The organism is Pseudogemmobacter sp. W21_MBD1_M6 (genome assembly GCF_052119585.1).
Classification (GTDB): domain Bacteria; phylum Pseudomonadota; class Alphaproteobacteria; order Rhodobacterales; family Rhodobacteraceae; genus JBGQOJ01.
Genome location: NZ_JBGQOJ010000002.1, coordinates 192,870 through 208,216, shown reverse-complemented (window position 1 = coordinate 208,216; position 15,347 = coordinate 192,870). Strand labels below are relative to the sequence as shown.

Below are 15,347 nucleotides of genomic sequence, written 5' to 3'. Positions count from 1 at the left end.
CATGTGTCCCTTATACAGTCGTCTTTACAGCGTGTTTCGGTAATGCGGCGGATGGCACCAGAGGAAGCCGGATTTCGGCCCGTGCGCCCCTGTGCCCTGTGCCGCTGAAATCTTCGGCGTCCGTCAGGATCAACGTGCCGCCATGTTCTTCGATGATCTTCTTGACGATCGGCAGGCCAAGGCCGGTGCCCTTTTCACGTGTCGTGACATAGGGCTCGAACAGCCGCGCCCGGTCTTCGGGCAGGCCGATGCCATTGTCGGAAATGTCGATGCTGATGTCCTGCGCATCCGCCCGCATCTGCATCCTCACCTCGCCCTTATAGCCATCAGAAACGCCTTTTTCCTCAAAACTTTCAATGGCTTCCCTTGCGTTCTTAATCAGGTTCGTCAACGCTTGAGAGATCATAGTCGCGTCGATTTCTGCCATGACCGGATCTTTGGGGATGTCCGTTCTAAAAATCACCCCCTCCATCGCGCTATCTTGCAACAATGCGGCGTCGCGGGCCAGTTTTGCAATGTCATGCACGCGGCGTTCAGGTTCCGGCATCCGCGCGAACTTGGAAAACTCATCAACAATGCGCCGCAAGTCATTGGTTTGGCGTATGATTACGCCGGTATACTGTTCCAGCGTTTCCGCCTGATCGCCCACAACGGGTGCCAGCTTGCGGCGCAGACGTTCTGCCGACAGCTGAATCGGCGTCAACGGGTTCTTGATCTCGTGCGCGATGCGCCGGGCCACGTCACCCCATGCGGCCGTGCGCTGCGCGGTCACCAGATCGGTGACGTCGTCAAAGGCAACCACATAGCCCTCGCGCTTGCCCGCGTCATTGCGGCGCGTTGCCATGCGGACCAAAAGGTTTTCCAGCTTGCCACCGCGGATCAGCTTGACCTCTTCCTGCGCCACCTCTGTCTTGTTGTCGCGCAAGCGGTCGAACAACGGGCCGAACTCCGGCACCGCGACACCGATGGGCTGCGCCATATCGGGATCGCCCGGCAGCGCCAGCAACCGCTCGGCAGAGCGGTTCACGAATTCCACCCGGCCCTTTGAATCCAGCCCCACAACGCCGGATGTGATCGATGACAGCACAGAATCAAACAGCCGGCGGCGGGCCTCGATCTGGCGGGTATTGTCCAGCAGGGTTTCGCGCTGGCCCTTCAACTGGCGCGTCATCTGGTTGAAATACCGGCCCAGCATGGCGATTTCATCGTCGCCTTTTTCTTCAAGAACGCGCACGTCAAGATCCCCGGTTCCAACCCGTTGCGCCGCCCCCGCCAACCGCCCAACAGGCCGCGCCAGACGTTCGGCGAACCAGAGCCCGAGAAAGATCGCGGCAAGGATCAGGATCACCGCAAACCCCAGATACAAAAGCCCGAATTCGAACAACAGCCGCCCGCGATCCTGTTCAAGTTGCTGATACAGGCGGACGGTTTCCTGCGTATCGTCCAGCAGGCTAAGGATCTTTCCGTCAACATTGCGCGAAACGTAAAGGAACCGGTCCTCGTAAGCCTCCAGCGGCACCAGCGCGCGGAATTCGTTGTTTGCGCCGTCCTCTATGATGACGATACCCTCGTCGGTGGCTTTTTTCAGGTTTTCGCCCGACGGTTTTTCGAAATTGAATAGGTAGGACCGCTCACCGCGCGACCGGATATCGCCCGCTCCGTCGATCACATAGGCCTCTCTCAGGCCGCGCTGGACCAGGGACTGGCCCTGCGTCAACACGTCCCGCAGATCACCGTCCGCGATGAAAAACGTCGTCTGTTTCGCAATGTTCAGATAGGCGGCCAGGGCGACCGCATCCTGCCGCAGGTCGCTGCGGTGCTCTTCGCTATAGGCCTCGGCGGCGGCAAGGGAATTGCCGACCACCTGACGCACACGGTCGGAAAACCAGCCCTCAAGGCCGACATTGATCGTCAGAACCGAGAAAATCGCCACCAGAACAGTCGGGATCAGCGCGATCAGCGCGAAAACGCCGGTCAACCGCAAGTGCAGGCGAGAGCCAGCCGATTGCGCACGCCGCGCCGCGATCATTTGTGCCACACGTTGCAGGACAAGGGCGGCCACAACCAGAACATAGACAAGGTCGGCCAGCAGAATCAGACGCAACCCGATCGAGGCCGACCCCTGCCCAAGCGGGCCCAGAATCAGGAATGTGGCAATGGTCAGAACCGGCCCCAGCAGCACGACACCAAGGGTCGTCGCGTTCTGAACGCGCCGTATCCGCCTGAGGCGGCTCAGCTTTTCCCAAGTCGCACTGCGCGCTGTCATACGCACCGCATCGATCCCGGCGCTGATCCTTGTAATTGTGCCACCTGAATGACGGCCCCCAACATTGTGTGTCCGAAAAACACCCCTGCGGCGAATAGGCCACGGTTCTGTTGTTCTTTTACATCAATTTGCGGCGCCGTGTCACATGAATATCAAGCTCTGTGATCTTCTTTCGCAATGTATTCCGGTTGATACCCAGCAGATCGGCGCATTTCGCCTGATTGCCGCCCGTCGCATCCAGCGCCTGTTCGATCAGGGGTGTTTCCACCTCTCGCAGGATGCGTTGATACAGCCCGCGCGGCGGCAGAACCCCGCCGTGCAAGTCGAAATACCGGCGCAAATGCTTGGCAACCGAGGCCATAAGCCGGTCACCCTCGCCCCCGCCCGACATCGGTTCCATCGCCGGCTGATTGCCCAGAACGGCCTCGATTTCGGCGCGGGTGATTTCCTCTTCGGAACTGGTCACCGTCAGGCGGCGGATCGAATTTTCCAACTGGCGCACGTTGCCGGGCCAACTGTAGGTGCGGACCATGTCCAGCGCCTCGGTAGACAAACGGCGCAGCGTTGCGCCGTCGCGCTCGGCGCGGGCCAGAAAATGATCGGCCAGCAGCGGAATGTCATCGACACGCTCGCGCAGGGACGGCACCACCAGATTGACGCCGCCAAGCCGGTAGAACAGATCCTGGCGAAAGCTGCCCGCCTCCATCTTGCGCATCAGATCCGACTGCGATGTCGCCATCACCCGCGGCGCGTTGTCGGCCAGCGCGTCCAGCATCCGCACGATCCGCGATTGCGCATCCGCATCCAGATCGCCCACCTCGTCGAACAGGATCGACCCGCCACGCGCGCGCGCCAGAACGGTCGACGGGCCATCCATGCCCGAAAGATCACCGGCGCTTGCCACAACGAAAGGCAGGCTGCGGCGGTCGGAAAAGTCGTGGATCGCGCGGGCGATCAGGGATTTCCCCGTGCCGCTTTCGCCGGTGATCAGCACCGGAAGGTCGGTGTTCATCACGCGCGCCACCAGACGGTACAGCGCCTGCATCTGCGGCGTGCGTCCGACCAGCGGCAGATCATCCTTCGGCTCCACCTCGCCGGTCTTGCGTGCCGGCGCACGGCGCTTGACCTCCAGTGCCCGCGCGGACCGCTTCATCAGGTCGGGCAAATCGAACGGTTTCGGCAAATAGTCATAGGCCTCGGCCTCGGCGGCCTGAATGGCGGTCATGATGGTGTTCTGTGCGGAAATCACGATAACCGGCAGGCCCGGACGCAGTTCCGCGATCCTTGGCAGGGCCTCCAGGCCGTTTCCGTCGGGCATGATGACATCGGAAATCACCAGATCGCCCTTGCCCTCTTCGACCCAGCGCATCAACGTCATCAGCGACGACGTGGCATGCACCTTACAGCCGGCGCGGGTCAGCGCCTGCGTCAGAACGGTGCGGATCGTGCGGTCGTCATCGGCAACAAGGACAGTACCGTCCATCAGGTCGTCTCCAGCTCTTTGGGGGCCACGGGTAGGGAAATCCGGAACACGGTGCGCCCCGGAACGGAATCGACCACGATCCAGCCTTCGTGGTCGGCAATGATTTTAGACACCAGCGCAAGCCCGAGGCCCGTGCCGTTCTCGCGCCCCGATACGAAGGGTTCGAAGATGTCGGCGGCGATCTCGGGTTTCAGTCCGGGGCCGTCGTCGATGATTTCGACGTGCAGCGGCACCGCGCCGCCGGTGCCGTCCTTGCGCCGCAGCCGCAGCGATTGTTCGTAGAATGTGTGGATACGGATCGTGCCGCCGGATTTTCCCGACGCCTCTGCCGCGTTTTTCAGCAGGTTCAGCACCACCTGCAACAACTGGTCCGCATCGGCAAAGGTCGAGGGCAGCGACGGGTCGTAATCCTCGAGGATCGTCATATGCGCAGCAAACCCGACCTGCGCAGATTTGCGGGCGCGGTCCAGCACGTCGTGGATATTCACCGCGCGACGGTCCGGCGGCAAAAGGTTGCCGAACTGTTCGACCTGCTGAAGCAGCTTCAGGATGCGGCGGGTTTCACCCACGATCAGGTCGGTCATTTCCTGATCTTCCTGGCTCAGGTTCATCGCCAGCAACTGCGCCGCCCCTGTGATGCCTGCCAGCGGGTTCTTGATTTCATGCGCCAGCATTTCCGCCATGCCGATGGCCGACATTGCGGCGGTTTTCGACGATTGTGACCGCCCCAGACGCCCCGCAATCTCGCGCGGCGAGAACATCAGCAGCACGCGACCGCTGTCGTCTTGCATCGGGGCGATCTGAAGGTTGCAGACCATCGGGGCCCGCTCGCCGCTGCTGACGTCGACATCATTGATAAACAGGGGGGATTCATTAGACCGAACCCGCGCGAATGCCTCCTCTAGCGGGGCGTCGACCATGATCTTGTCCCAGACCGGCGCACCGCGCAAAGACCGGGCAGAGGTGTTCAGAAACCCCTCTGCCGACGGATTGATCTCGGCGATTGTGCCGTCCTGTGCGATCAGGATGGCGGGCACCGGCAGCGAGGTCCACAGGGTATCGTCGGGGCCGGTCATGCCGCCACCTGCGCATCCGGCATCATCGCGCGGTCCAGCAGGGACAGAACCGCATCTGTGCCCCGCTCTGTCAGAACCTGCTTGCGCAGGCCGGGCGGCGTTCCGACTGTGTCCATATACCACCCCAGATGTTTGCGCGCGACGCGGTTGCCCAGATCGGAGCCATAAAACGCGACCATGGCGCGATAGTGGTCCTTGACCATCTCGGCCAGGGCGTGGCCCGTCGGCACCACGGGCGCGGGCGTGCCGTATAACGCATGTGCGATTTCCGCCAGCCGCCAGGGTTGGCCCTGTGCCCCGCGCCCGACCATGACGCCGTCGGCCCCCGACAGGGCCAGCGCCTGTCGGGCTTCGGCGGGGGTTGTAATGTCACCGTTCGCGATCACGGGAATGGCGACTGCCTGTTTCACGGCGCGGATCGCGGACCAGTCGGCGCGGCCTGTGTAGAACTGGCAGCGGGTGCGGCCATGGATGGTGATCATGCTGATCCCCGCCCCTTCGGCGCGTGTGGCAAGGGTGGCGGCATTCAGCAACGCATCATCCCAGCCCAGCCGCGTTTTCAGCGTCACCGGCACCTTGACTGCGGCCACAACCGCCTCGATCAGGGTCAGCGCATGATCCAGATCCCGCAGCAAGGCAGACCCGGAATAGCCGTTCGTCACCTTCTTTGCGGGGCAGCCCATATTGATGTCGATGATCTGCGCGCCATTGCCCTCGACCAGCTTCGCGGCCTCGGTCATCCAGCGCGCCTCGCGCCCGGCGATCTGGATCGAGGTATTGGCAATGCCATAGCCCAGTTCGGCCTTTTCACGCACGCCGGGTTTGGCCTGCACCATTTCCTGGCTGGCAACCATTTCCGACACCACAAGCCCCGCGCCAAAGCTGGCAACCAGCTGGCGGAACGGCAGATCAGTGATTCCGGCCAGAGGCGCCAAAAAAACCGGAGGGTTCAAAGTGATGTTTGCCACTTGAATAGACAAATGATTAATCCTTAAGCAGGTGTCATTTGAGATAATCCCGCAATCCGCAAAAGGCAAACCATGCGCCCTGACTATTTGATCAAAAACAGCATATGCCTAAATTATAGGCAATGCGCCCGCCTCTTCTGTCCCATTGTCAGCACCGCCCGCACCCCATAGACAGATGTCAGGCATAAAACCGGAGAATTCATGACAACGGCTGTTCTAATCGTTGCAGCAGGTCGCGGGGTCCGCGCGGGCGGTGATCTGCCAAAGCAGTGGCAGCCGCTTGCCGGCAGAACCGTGACCGACTGGACGGTTGACGCCTTTCGCAACAGTCCGCTGATTGACCGGATTATTCTTGTTTTACATGCAGATGACATGCATCGCGGCGCTTTTTATCCCGATGCCCTGATCGCCGAAGGCAGTGCCACGCGCGCGGCCTCGGTGCTGGCCGGGTTGCGGGCGCTTCAGGGCTCTGACTGCACCCGTGTCCTGATTCACGATGTTGCGCGCCCTCTTGTATCGCCACGGGTCATCGGCGATGTGCTGGATGCCCTGAAAACAGCCAAAGCCGCCGCCCCCGCGCTTGCCGTCACCGATGCGCTGTGGTGCGGATCGGGCGGAACGGTGTCAGGCACACAGGATCGCCACGGCTTGTTTCGCGCCCAGACCCCGCAGGGCTTTCACTTTGCCGATATTCTGGCGGCGCATCTGGCCCATTCAGGCGGTGCCGCCGATGATGTAGAGGTGGCGCGCGCCGCAGGCATCGACGTGGTGATCGTTGCCGGCGACGAGGCCAACCTGAAAATAACCACGCCAGGGGACTTTGCCCGGGCCGAACACCTGATGAGGACGACGATGGATATTCGCACCGGCAACGGCTTTGACGTGCACCGCTTCGGCGAGGGCAGCTTTGTCACCCTTTGTGGCGTCGAGGTGCCGCATAGCCACGGGTTGGTCGGCCATTCCGATGCCGACGTGGGCATGCACGCGGTCACCGATGCGATATACGGTGCCTTGGCCGATGGCGATATCGGCCAGCACTTTCCGCCCTCGGATCCACAGTGGAAGGGGGCCGCCTCTGACATCTTCCTGCGCCACGCCGTTTCCCGCGCGACTGATCGTGGTTTTACCATCACCAACGCCGATTGCACCTTGATCTGCGAACACCCGAAGATCGGCCCGTATGCCGTTGAAATGAGAGAGAAAATGGCGAGCATTACAGGAATGACCATGGACCGGATCAGCGTCAAGGCGACAACCTCGGAACAGCTTGGCTTTACCGGGCGCAAAGAAGGCATTGCGGCGATGGCCACCGTGACGCTGGTGAAAGCATGAGCCGCTTTATCGCCACCTTCTTTTACATCGGGCTGCTACGTCCAGCCCCCGGCACATGGGGCTCTGCCGCAGCGATCCCCGTCGCCTATCTGATCCACGCGACCCTTGGGTCCGTCGCCTTGTTGACTGCAACAATATTGATGTTTTTCATCGGGCTATGGGTCACAGCGAATGTGATCCGCGGCTCTGACGATCAGGACCCGTCCGAAATCGTCATCGACGAGGTCGTCGGTCAGTGGATTCCGCTGCTGGCGGTGTCCTTCGGGCTAAGCCATGCTGGCGTCGACCCTTGGGTGTTTCCCTATCCGGGCTGGGTCACTGCCTTTATCGCATTTCGGCTGTTCGACATCTGGAAACCCGGCCCCGTCGGCTGGGCCGACCGCAAGCATGGCGCGATGGGCGTAATGCTGGACGATGTGATCGCGGGCCTGATGGCGGCAGTCATCGTCATGGCGGCGGCGGGCCTCTCTCATGGGGTGCTGGGATTATGAGCCGCGCGTTGGATCTGTTCACGGCCTTCAACGCCAAAGGCTACATGATCGCGACCGCAGAAAGCTGCACTGGCGGCATGGTCGCGGCTGCCATCACCGATATCGCGGGGTCCAGCGCTGTCTTTGACCGTGGCTTTATCACCTACTCGAACGACGCCAAAATCCGCATGCTGGGTGTCCGCGCCGCAACCCTGAAGGACCACGGCGCGGTGTCCGAACAGGTGGCAATAGAGATGGCCAACGGCGCCTTGTCACGATCTGACGCCGATGTCGCGATCGCTGTCACCGGCATTGCGGGCCCCGGCGGATCAGAGTTCAAACCAGAGGGGCGTGTTTGCTTCGCACTGGCGCAGGATCAGGCGGAAACCTATGCGATCACGCTGGAATTCGGGGCAATCGGCAGGGCGGATGTTCGCGTGGCGGCTGTCCAGCAGGCGCTGTCGATGCTGATTCTTGCGGCATCTTCGTGATGCCTTATATTGGGGCAATATGGAATATATCAGCCTAAATAATGGGCATTTCAGAAACTGCGCATTGTTTGGGCGCTTGATCCTCTGCATGCCTCTTTCCTTTGCGTCTTTCGTCCGGTTGTTCGCCTGAAACGAATTTCGTGAAGGAAAAACAGGATGAACGGAGCAGATACAGCGTGGATGATCGTCGCCACGGCACTTGTCCTCTTTATGACATTGCCGGGACTGGCGTTGTTTTACGGCGGTCTGGTGCGTGCGCGAAACGTGCTAAGCGTTTTCATGCAGTGCTACGCCATTGCCGCCCTGATGAGCGTGCTCTGGCTTGCCTTCGGTTATTCCATCGCCTTTGGCAGCGGCACCTCGGGCTATTGGGGCGGACTGGGCAAGATGTTCCTGCTGGGCATCGACGCCGAAACGGTCAAAGGCACCCTGCCCGAGGTCCTGTTCTTTGCGTTCCAGATGACCTTCGCGATCATCACACCGGCCCTGATTGTCGGTGCCTATGTCGAACGCATAGGATTTGGCTTTGTGTTGCTGTTCTCGGGGCTCTGGATGCTGCTGTGTTATGCGCCGGTGGCACATTGGATCTGGGGCGGCGGGATGCTGTCGGACGGTGGTGTTCTGGGGGCTGTCGGGGTCAAGGATTTCGCGGGCGGTATCGTTGTGCATGAAACGGCGGGCCTGGCCGCACTGCTGATCGCGGTCATGCTCGGGCCACGCCGCGACCGCCATAAGCCACCGCACAACCCGGGCTATGTGATGATCGGCGCCGCGATGCTTTGGGTCGGATGGTTCGGCTTCAACGGCGGCTCGCAACTGGCCGCTGATGGCGGCGCCGCAATGGCGCTGACGGTCACGCATATCTCTGCCGCGACCGCATCCCTGACCTGGGCGCTGTGGGAAAAGATCAAATACGGCCGCGCCTCGCTGGTCGGCATTGTCACAGGCACAATCGCGGGCCTTGCGTCGATCACTCCCGCCTCGGGCTTTGTCGGCCCGGTCGAGGCGATGATCATCGGCGGCATCGCTGGCATCCTGTGTCAGGAGATGGTCAACCTGATCCGGAATGTTGCCAAAATCGACGACACACTCGATGTCTTTGCCGTCCACGGCGTGGGCGGAATTTTCGGCACCGTCATGATCGCGGCATTCGGCGCAGGATCATGGGCCGCACAGTTGGGCGCCCTGGCTATTGTCGGTGTCTATACGCTTGCCGTGACCTTCGTTCTGGTGAAATTCGCGGCTTTCGTCACGACCTTCCGCGTGGACGCCGAAACCGAAACGGGTGGCCTGGATCTAAGCCAGCACGGCGAACGCGCATATGACATGATGTCGTAACATCGGCCCCTTCAGGCTTGCCTGCGCCGCTGCCGGATCAGGGGCGCAGGCTGGTCGTGAAAAGCGCCAGATCACCGGACTCTACCGCAGACCACACCGCGCTTTCACGATCACGGCCCAGCAGGCTGCGCGCTTTTGCACGGATCTTGTCACGGCGCGCCGCCAGTGGCATCGGCGTGTCTAGATCGTGAAACTGCTCTTTTGATGTGCCATCCGCGTGGTCCAGCCGCACCAGACAGGCGGTTTCGGCCATGGCATCGTCTGTTTTCACCTCGACGCGGTCGCGCAACGCGCAAAGGGCAGGATCAGCGCAGAGCGCATCGCTGAACGTCTCCAGCGCACCGGTGTCATAGCCGGACAGCATCATGGCCGCTGTCAGGCGATAGCTGAACTTTGCCTCCAGCCCCGTGACCGGCGCCAAAACGTTGCAAACCGTCAGCCAGCGGGAGTGCGTGGTGATCGTAACACCTGTGACCTCATTGTTGCCGCCCTGCGCCTTCAGCGCCGCGAGTGCCTCGAGTGCCGCATGGGTGCCGTGGCAGCAGGCGTGGAATTTATGCTGGACGGTTTCGAACAAAAAGCGGGTTCCCAGCCCGTCCAGCGCGGACCAGATCGCCTCGCCTGCGTGGGTCGGGCCAAAGCCTTGTGCGGTTTCGATCCCCCGAGGGTTCGAGACAAAGCCCGCCCCGGCCAACAGCGCCGCCTCGACACCGTTGCTGGCGGCAATTCCCGCATTGAAGGGTTTGCCCATTGTTCCGAACTGCGATTTCAGGCCCGAGGCGCGGGTGGCGACCAACCCCAAGGCATGGGCGGTTCGGGTGGCATCCAGCCCCAACAGCCGGCAGGCGGCGGCAGTTGCCCCAAAGGCACCGGCGGTTCCGGTCTGGTGAAACCCGGTTTGATAATGCGCGCGCCCCAGCCATGCGCCGACGCGGATCGAGGTTTCGACCCCGATCAGCGCCGCATCCAGAAACGCGGCCCCCGTGGCACCGGTTTGTTCGGCCATAGCCAATGCGGCGGGAACAACCGCGACCGAAGGGTGCCCGATATGGGCGAAATGCGTGTCGTCGTAATCCAGCGCGTGGCTGGTGGCCCCGTTGACCAGTGCGGCGGCGCGGGGCGGCAGGCGCATGGCACTGCCGATGACCGTGGCGACCGGCCTGCCCGCCTCTGCCAGCGCCATGTCGCGAGTGATCCGCGCCACGGGTTCGTCTTGTCCGGCGATGCCCACCGCGGCCCAGTCAAGCAACGACAGGCGCATGACATCGCGGGCGCTGTCGGGGATGTCGCGTGCGGGCATAAGGGCGAAGTTCGCGATGCGGGCGGTCAGGGACAGGGTCACGACGTTGATCCATAAAGCGCTGCGGCCCGGGTTTCGAATGCGCGCACCACGCGCTGCATCGCCTCGTTGAAGACCACACCGATGATGCCCTGCAATATCTTGTTCTTGAACTCGAAATCGACGAAGAACGTGACCTCGCAACCGCCCTGAGTGTCTTTGAACCCCCAGTTGGATTTCATGAACTTGAACGGGCCGTCCAGATATTCGGTATCGACCCGCAGTTCATCCGGCCACAGGATCACGCGGCTGCCGAACTTTTCGCGGAACACTTTGAAACTGATCACCAGATCTGCCAGCATGACATCGCCGCCCTGCCCGTTTGGCGTCACAGACCGGATCCGCGCGGCGGCACACCACGGCAGGAATTGCGGATAACTGGCGACATCGGCCACAAGATCATACATCTGGCGGGCGGTATAAGGCAGGTTGCGCGTTTCGCTATGGGTCGGCATCGGGTTCCGTTTCTTCGTGACAGTGCCACGTTGATAGGTAGGATGGGCACCGGAAATCAAGGGGGCGTTATGGCGCAAGGCAACTACGTGATAGACAAGATGATCAGCGCCAAGGCGATTGCCGCGCGGATCGAGGCCCTGGCGCGCAAGATCGAGGCGCATTATGCGGACACCGAAAAGCTGATCGTCGTGGGGCTGCTGCGCGGATCATTCGTGTTCATCGCCGATCTGGTCCGGGAACTGGATCTTCCGGTCGAGGTCGATTTTCTGGAGGCATCCAGCTATGGCGACGGCACCACCTCCAGCCGCGAGGTTCGCATCCTGAAGGACCTTCGGGGCGAGATCGGCGGCAAGGATGTGCTGGTGGTCGAGGACATCGTCGATACCGGATTTACCCTGAAGCATGTGATCGGGCTGCTGGCCTCGAGAGAGCCGAAGCGGATGCAGACGATTGCCTTGCTGGACAAGCCATCGCGCCGCGAGGCCGATGTAAAGGCCGACTGGATCGGCTTCGAAATTCCCGATGAATTTGTCGTAGGCTACGGCATCGACTACGCGCAGCGCAACCGTAACCTGCCCTATATCGGCAAGGTCAGGTTCAAAGAATGAACCACATGCGCTGGCTTTTGCGGGCCTCGAAATGGGCGCGCAATCCGCCGTCGATGGGGCGGGTCAAACTGACAATCGGGGTGATCCTGGTCTGTCTGGCGCTGTTCGGGCTGGAAAAGGTCTTTGGAACACCTGATTGGGTGCCCGAGATACAACGCGGCGGGAAACTTGTGCGCTAGGGCGTGTTGCGCATAGTTGCATTCAGACCTGTGTCGCAGGGCCACGCAAAATAATGTGACTGGCGCGGGTTTCATTCACAGGTAAGCTGGTCGGATATTATTATGACAACCGGAGGTTTCGACATGCTGTTCCGCCCCCTATTGACCCTAAGCCTGATAGTATCCTGCGCGCTGCCCGCCTTTGCCGAGGGCGAAGCCGATGAGGCCATCAAGGCCCGCAAATCGCAGATGACCCTTTACGCGTTCAACCTTGCCCCGCTTGGCGCGATGGCCAAGGGAACCTTGCCCTACGATGCCGATCTGGCGACCAAGGCCGCGACCAATCTGGCCCGTCTGACGAAACTGGACCAGTCCCGCATCTGGATGGAAGGCACCGACCAGTTGAGTGCGGAAAACACCCGCGCCCTGCCCGAAATCTGGGAAAATATGGATGATGTCATGGCGAAAGCGCTGGCGCTGTCTGATTCGACGGATGCGATGCAGGTGGCGGCAGGGACCGACCTTGCCTCGCTTCAGGCGGCGATGGGCGCGCTTGGCGGGGCGTGTTCTGCTTGTCACAAGGTCTATCGCGCGCCAGAGTGATACCCAGTAGGGCCGCCCGGAGCCATGCATGAGACATGGGGCGGCCCGACCTACGGAAAGCGGGTGTAATGCGGATTTTCATGTTTATTGGCGGGTTATGTGTCGCCGGTGCGGCTGCGGCCTGGGTGCTAAGCGCGCCTGACGTCACCGACCCTGCCCTGCCGGTGCCGATGGGTGACGCCGCGCGGGGGGCACTTGTGTTCACCGCTGCGGGCTGCGCCTCTTGCCATGTGGCGCCGGGCGCGACAGAGACGGCACAGCCCGTTTTGTCCGGTGGCCAGCGGTTCGCCTCCGATTTCGGCACCTTCATCGCCCCCAATATCTCGACCGATGTGGATCAGGGGATCGGCGCATGGTCGACGCTGGATCTGCTGACGGCGCTGCGGCATGGCACCTCTCCGGCGGGGCAGCATTATTACCCCGCTTTGCCCTATGCCGCCTATAGCCGCATGACCGACACGGATGTGGCCGACCTGCGGGCCTATCTTGCCACCCTGCCCGCCGATGCCACGCCAAGCCAACCGCACGAGGTCGGGTTTCCCTTCAACATCCGGCGGGCGCTGGGCTTTTGGAAGCTGTTGTTCCTGCGCGAGGATTGGGTTTTGGCCGATGCGCCGACGCCGGAACTGGAGCGGGGTCGCTACATTGTCGAGGCGCTGGCGCATTGCGGCGAATGCCACACGCCGCGCAATGCGCTGGGCGGTTTGCAGCGGGACCGCTGGCTGGCGGGTGCGCCAAATCCGAACGGGAAAGGCACGATCCCCAATATCACCCCCGCCGGGCTGACATGGTCAAGCGACGAGATCATCGAGTATCTGACCACCGGCTTTACCCCCGAGTATGACACGGTGGGCGGGCATATGGTGGCGGTGGTCGAGAATCTGGCAAAGCTGCCCGACAGCGACCGCGCCGCAGTTGCGGCCTACCTCAAGGCGATCCCGAAAGCCGAATGAGCGCCACACGCAGGTGCGCGTCGTTTGGCCCTGCGTAGCGGAACAGGAACCGGGCGCATTCAGTCCGCATGTGCAGGTCCGGTGGCAACCGCCGCATTGGGGAGGCGCAGCACCGAATTATCGGGGGTGTAGCGGCCCCCGGTTCCGCAGGGTTGATTTACAGGTTCCGCGTACGGCTGAACAGGATGGTGGCATCGGCGCGGAGACCTTTGTCCAGCGTGGCGCAGGCGACTGTAGACAAAGGCACAAACATCAGCCCCAACCCCGGCCCCCGGTCCAGCATCAACTGAAGCGACCCAATCGCGATGGTCAGCATGGCAAAACCGAAAACGTCGAATATGCGCAGGCGTTTCGCCGCCTCGGGCAGGAACGTGATGCAGCCGAACAGCGCGATGATGCCGATGGGAAGGTTGATGAAAAACACCCAGCGCCAGTTCATGCTTTCTGTCAGCCAACCGCCCAGCTGCCCGAAGCCGCCAAGATCTTCATTGTTTGACAAACTCGTGACAACGACCGTCAGCACCAGCGCGCGGCGCTCTGTGTCCGACAGGCCGGCCATCGCCTCGGCGCAAACCTCGTCTGCGACGAGTGCGGTTTTCGGCAAGGGCCGCAAGGGTTTTCGCAGCGGCACAACGATGCGGAGACGCCTGTCGTTTTCGTCCGGCTCGCGCGTGATCCAGCCTGCCTTTGTCATACGGTCCACCAGACGCGAAACGCTGGTCGGCTCGATCTTCATCATCTCTGCCAACCGCGCCTGACTGCTTCGGCCCTCGCGCAAAAGACGCACCGGGAACCGCCATTGGGCCGACAACAGCCAAAGTTCCTTACCGCGCAGCCCGAACCCTTTGCGCATCAATCTGGCGGCATCATGCAAAAGCAGGCCGAATTTTTCGATCCCATCGTTTTTCATAAGTATGCTTATGAAACAGGAACCAACGCGCTGCTCACGGATATTTGAGGCCGCGTTGCGGGTTTCAGATTTGACATGGGTCAATGCGGCATTTGGCGAAGCCCCATAGAGACAAAGGCGTATTTCAACTTTGATCGGAGCTTTCGATGAGAAGCACATTCATGGCCGCCTCCGTCCTGCTTGCCCTGCACTCCGCACCGGGTTCAGCCGGTCCTGTGACGGACTTCGAAACGTCGTTTTCCGATATGTATGCCAGCTATCGCAGCTCGCTTTTCGCCACCAACTCCGGCAATGCCGAGGCGTCGGAAAAGGCGATCGGCGGATTTGGCATTAAGTGGGACGCTCTGACCGCGACCTATGCCGCCACCCCGCCGCCCCAATACGAGGACGACCCGCAGTGGGGCGATACGGTGGCATCCGTCGCGTCCATGGTCGCCAAGGCAAGGGACGAGGTCGCCGCCGGTAATTTGCCCGCATCCCACCTGACGCTTGAAGGTGTGCGGGACGCGTTCGGCGATCTTCATGCGCGCAACGGGATCGAGACGTTTTCCGACCGGATGAACGCCTATCACGCGCAGATGGAGCATATCCTTGAACTGGACCCCGGCGATGCGCAGGCCGTTTTGGAACAGGCCGCCGTGCTGTCATATCTGGCAGACGATGTGCTTGGCAGGCCACCTGCGGGTGCGGCGGTCAGGCCTGATTATCAGGCCCTTGCGGAACCCTTCCGGGCCTCTGTCGATGGGTTTCTTGCCGCCGCACGTTCCGGCGAGCCCGGCGCGATAAAGGCGGCTGCAGGAAAACTGAAGGTGCCGTATTCCAAATTCTTTCTGACGTTCGGCTAACCCGATCTGCCGCCTTCAGGTGAAATCGGGGTGGCAGACAGGGCTTGAATA

16 protein-coding genes are annotated in these 15,347 nt (G+C 61.6%); 9 read left to right on the top strand and 7 right to left on the bottom strand.

Annotation, left to right across the window (positions count from 1 at the left end):
- Positions 1-10 precede the first annotated feature (10 nt).
- The 4 genes from ACEN2R_RS05035 to dusB form a co-directional block, all read right to left on the bottom strand.
- The gene (locus ACEN2R_RS05035) at positions 11-2,266 is read right to left on the bottom strand and encodes an ATP-binding protein (protein ID WP_442040027.1); all 2,256 of its coding nucleotides are present in this window, start codon (positions 2,264-2,266) and stop codon (positions 11-13) included.
- A gap of 118 nt (positions 2,267-2,384) precedes the next feature.
- Complete coding sequence (locus ACEN2R_RS05030) at positions 2,385-3,749, bottom strand: response regulator (RefSeq protein ID WP_442039845.1); 1,365 nt, start codon at positions 3,747-3,749, stop codon at positions 2,385-2,387.
- Entirely contained in the window at positions 3,749-4,825 is a 1,077-nt protein-coding gene (locus ACEN2R_RS05025) for a two-component system sensor histidine kinase NtrB (RefSeq protein WP_442039843.1), read from the bottom strand. Before ACEN2R_RS05025 ends, ACEN2R_RS05030 begins: the two co-directional genes overlap by 1 nt.
- Positions 4,822-5,805, bottom strand: coding sequence for a tRNA dihydrouridine synthase DusB (gene dusB / locus ACEN2R_RS05020; protein WP_442039841.1), 984 nt, complete (start codon positions 5,803-5,805; stop codon positions 4,822-4,824). The genes ACEN2R_RS05025 and dusB overlap by 4 nt, the downstream gene beginning before the upstream one ends.
- 189 nt (positions 5,806-5,994) lie before the next feature.
- Between dusB and ACEN2R_RS05015 the strand changes: the two genes are divergently transcribed.
- The 4 genes from ACEN2R_RS05015 to ACEN2R_RS05000 all read left to right on the top strand — a co-directional run bounded on the left by ACEN2R_RS05015 (position 5,995) and on the right by ACEN2R_RS05000 (position 9,424).
- Positions 5,995-7,125 (top strand): bifunctional 2-C-methyl-D-erythritol 4-phosphate cytidylyltransferase/2-C-methyl-D-erythritol 2,4-cyclodiphosphate synthase, encoded by a 1,131-nt coding sequence (locus tag ACEN2R_RS05015; protein ID WP_442039839.1) that lies wholly within the window; start codon positions 5,995-5,997, stop codon positions 7,123-7,125.
- Positions 7,122-7,616, top strand: coding sequence for a phosphatidylglycerophosphatase A family protein (locus ACEN2R_RS05010; RefSeq protein ID WP_442039837.1), 495 nt, complete (start codon positions 7,122-7,124; stop codon positions 7,614-7,616). Before ACEN2R_RS05015 ends, ACEN2R_RS05010 begins: the two co-directional genes overlap by 4 nt.
- The gene (locus tag ACEN2R_RS05005; RefSeq protein WP_442039835.1) at positions 7,613-8,086 is read left to right on the top strand and encodes a CinA family protein; all 474 of its coding nucleotides are present in this window, start codon (positions 7,613-7,615) and stop codon (positions 8,084-8,086) included. Before ACEN2R_RS05010 ends, ACEN2R_RS05005 begins: the two co-directional genes overlap by 4 nt.
- A 156-nt stretch (positions 8,087-8,242) precedes the next feature.
- Positions 8,243-9,424, top strand: coding sequence for an ammonium transporter (locus tag ACEN2R_RS05000; protein ID WP_442039833.1), 1,182 nt, complete (start codon positions 8,243-8,245; stop codon positions 9,422-9,424).
- Between the two features lie 37 nt (positions 9,425-9,461).
- Here ACEN2R_RS05000 and ACEN2R_RS04995 read toward each other — a convergent pair whose 3' ends face one another.
- Together ACEN2R_RS04995 and ACEN2R_RS04990 are read right to left on the bottom strand one after the other, a co-directional pair.
- Complete coding sequence (locus ACEN2R_RS04995; RefSeq protein ID WP_442039831.1) at positions 9,462-10,766, bottom strand: MmgE/PrpD family protein; 1,305 nt, start codon at positions 10,764-10,766, stop codon at positions 9,462-9,464.
- Positions 10,763-11,218: a type II toxin-antitoxin system RatA family toxin gene (locus ACEN2R_RS04990; protein ID WP_442039829.1), complete on the bottom strand. Its 456-nt coding sequence runs from the start codon at positions 11,216-11,218 to the stop codon at positions 10,763-10,765. Before ACEN2R_RS04990 ends, ACEN2R_RS04995 begins: the two co-directional genes overlap by 4 nt.
- A 69-nt stretch (positions 11,219-11,287) precedes the next feature.
- Here ACEN2R_RS04990 and hpt point away from each other — a divergent pair, with 69 nt between their 5' ends.
- From hpt to ACEN2R_RS04970, 4 genes are all read left to right on the top strand, one after another.
- The gene (gene hpt, locus ACEN2R_RS04985) at positions 11,288-11,827 is read left to right on the top strand and encodes a hypoxanthine phosphoribosyltransferase (protein WP_442039827.1); all 540 of its coding nucleotides are present in this window, start codon (positions 11,288-11,290) and stop codon (positions 11,825-11,827) included.
- A complete protein-coding gene (locus ACEN2R_RS04980; protein WP_442039825.1) occupies positions 11,824-12,006 on the top strand; it encodes a hypothetical protein in 183 nt (60 codons plus the stop codon). Before hpt ends, ACEN2R_RS04980 begins: the two co-directional genes overlap by 4 nt.
- A 102-nt stretch (positions 12,007-12,108) precedes the next feature.
- Entirely contained in the window at positions 12,109-12,588 is a 480-nt protein-coding gene (locus tag ACEN2R_RS04975) for a c-type cytochrome (RefSeq protein WP_442039822.1), read from the top strand.
- 68 nt (positions 12,589-12,656) lie between these two features.
- Entirely contained in the window at positions 12,657-13,541 is an 885-nt protein-coding gene (locus tag ACEN2R_RS04970) for a c-type cytochrome (protein ID WP_442039820.1), read from the top strand.
- A 157-nt stretch (positions 13,542-13,698) separates the two neighbouring features.
- On the opposite strand, the gene ACEN2R_RS04965 is transcribed toward ACEN2R_RS04970, so the two are convergent.
- Positions 13,699-14,451, bottom strand: coding sequence for a MarR family transcriptional regulator (locus ACEN2R_RS04965; RefSeq protein WP_442039818.1), 753 nt, complete (start codon positions 14,449-14,451; stop codon positions 13,699-13,701).
- 146 nt (positions 14,452-14,597) lie between these two features.
- On the opposite strand from ACEN2R_RS04965, the gene ACEN2R_RS04960 reads away from it, so the two are divergent.
- Positions 14,598-15,296, top strand: coding sequence for a hypothetical protein (locus tag ACEN2R_RS04960; protein WP_442039816.1), 699 nt, complete (start codon positions 14,598-14,600; stop codon positions 15,294-15,296).
- Positions 15,297-15,347 lie beyond the last annotated feature (51 nt).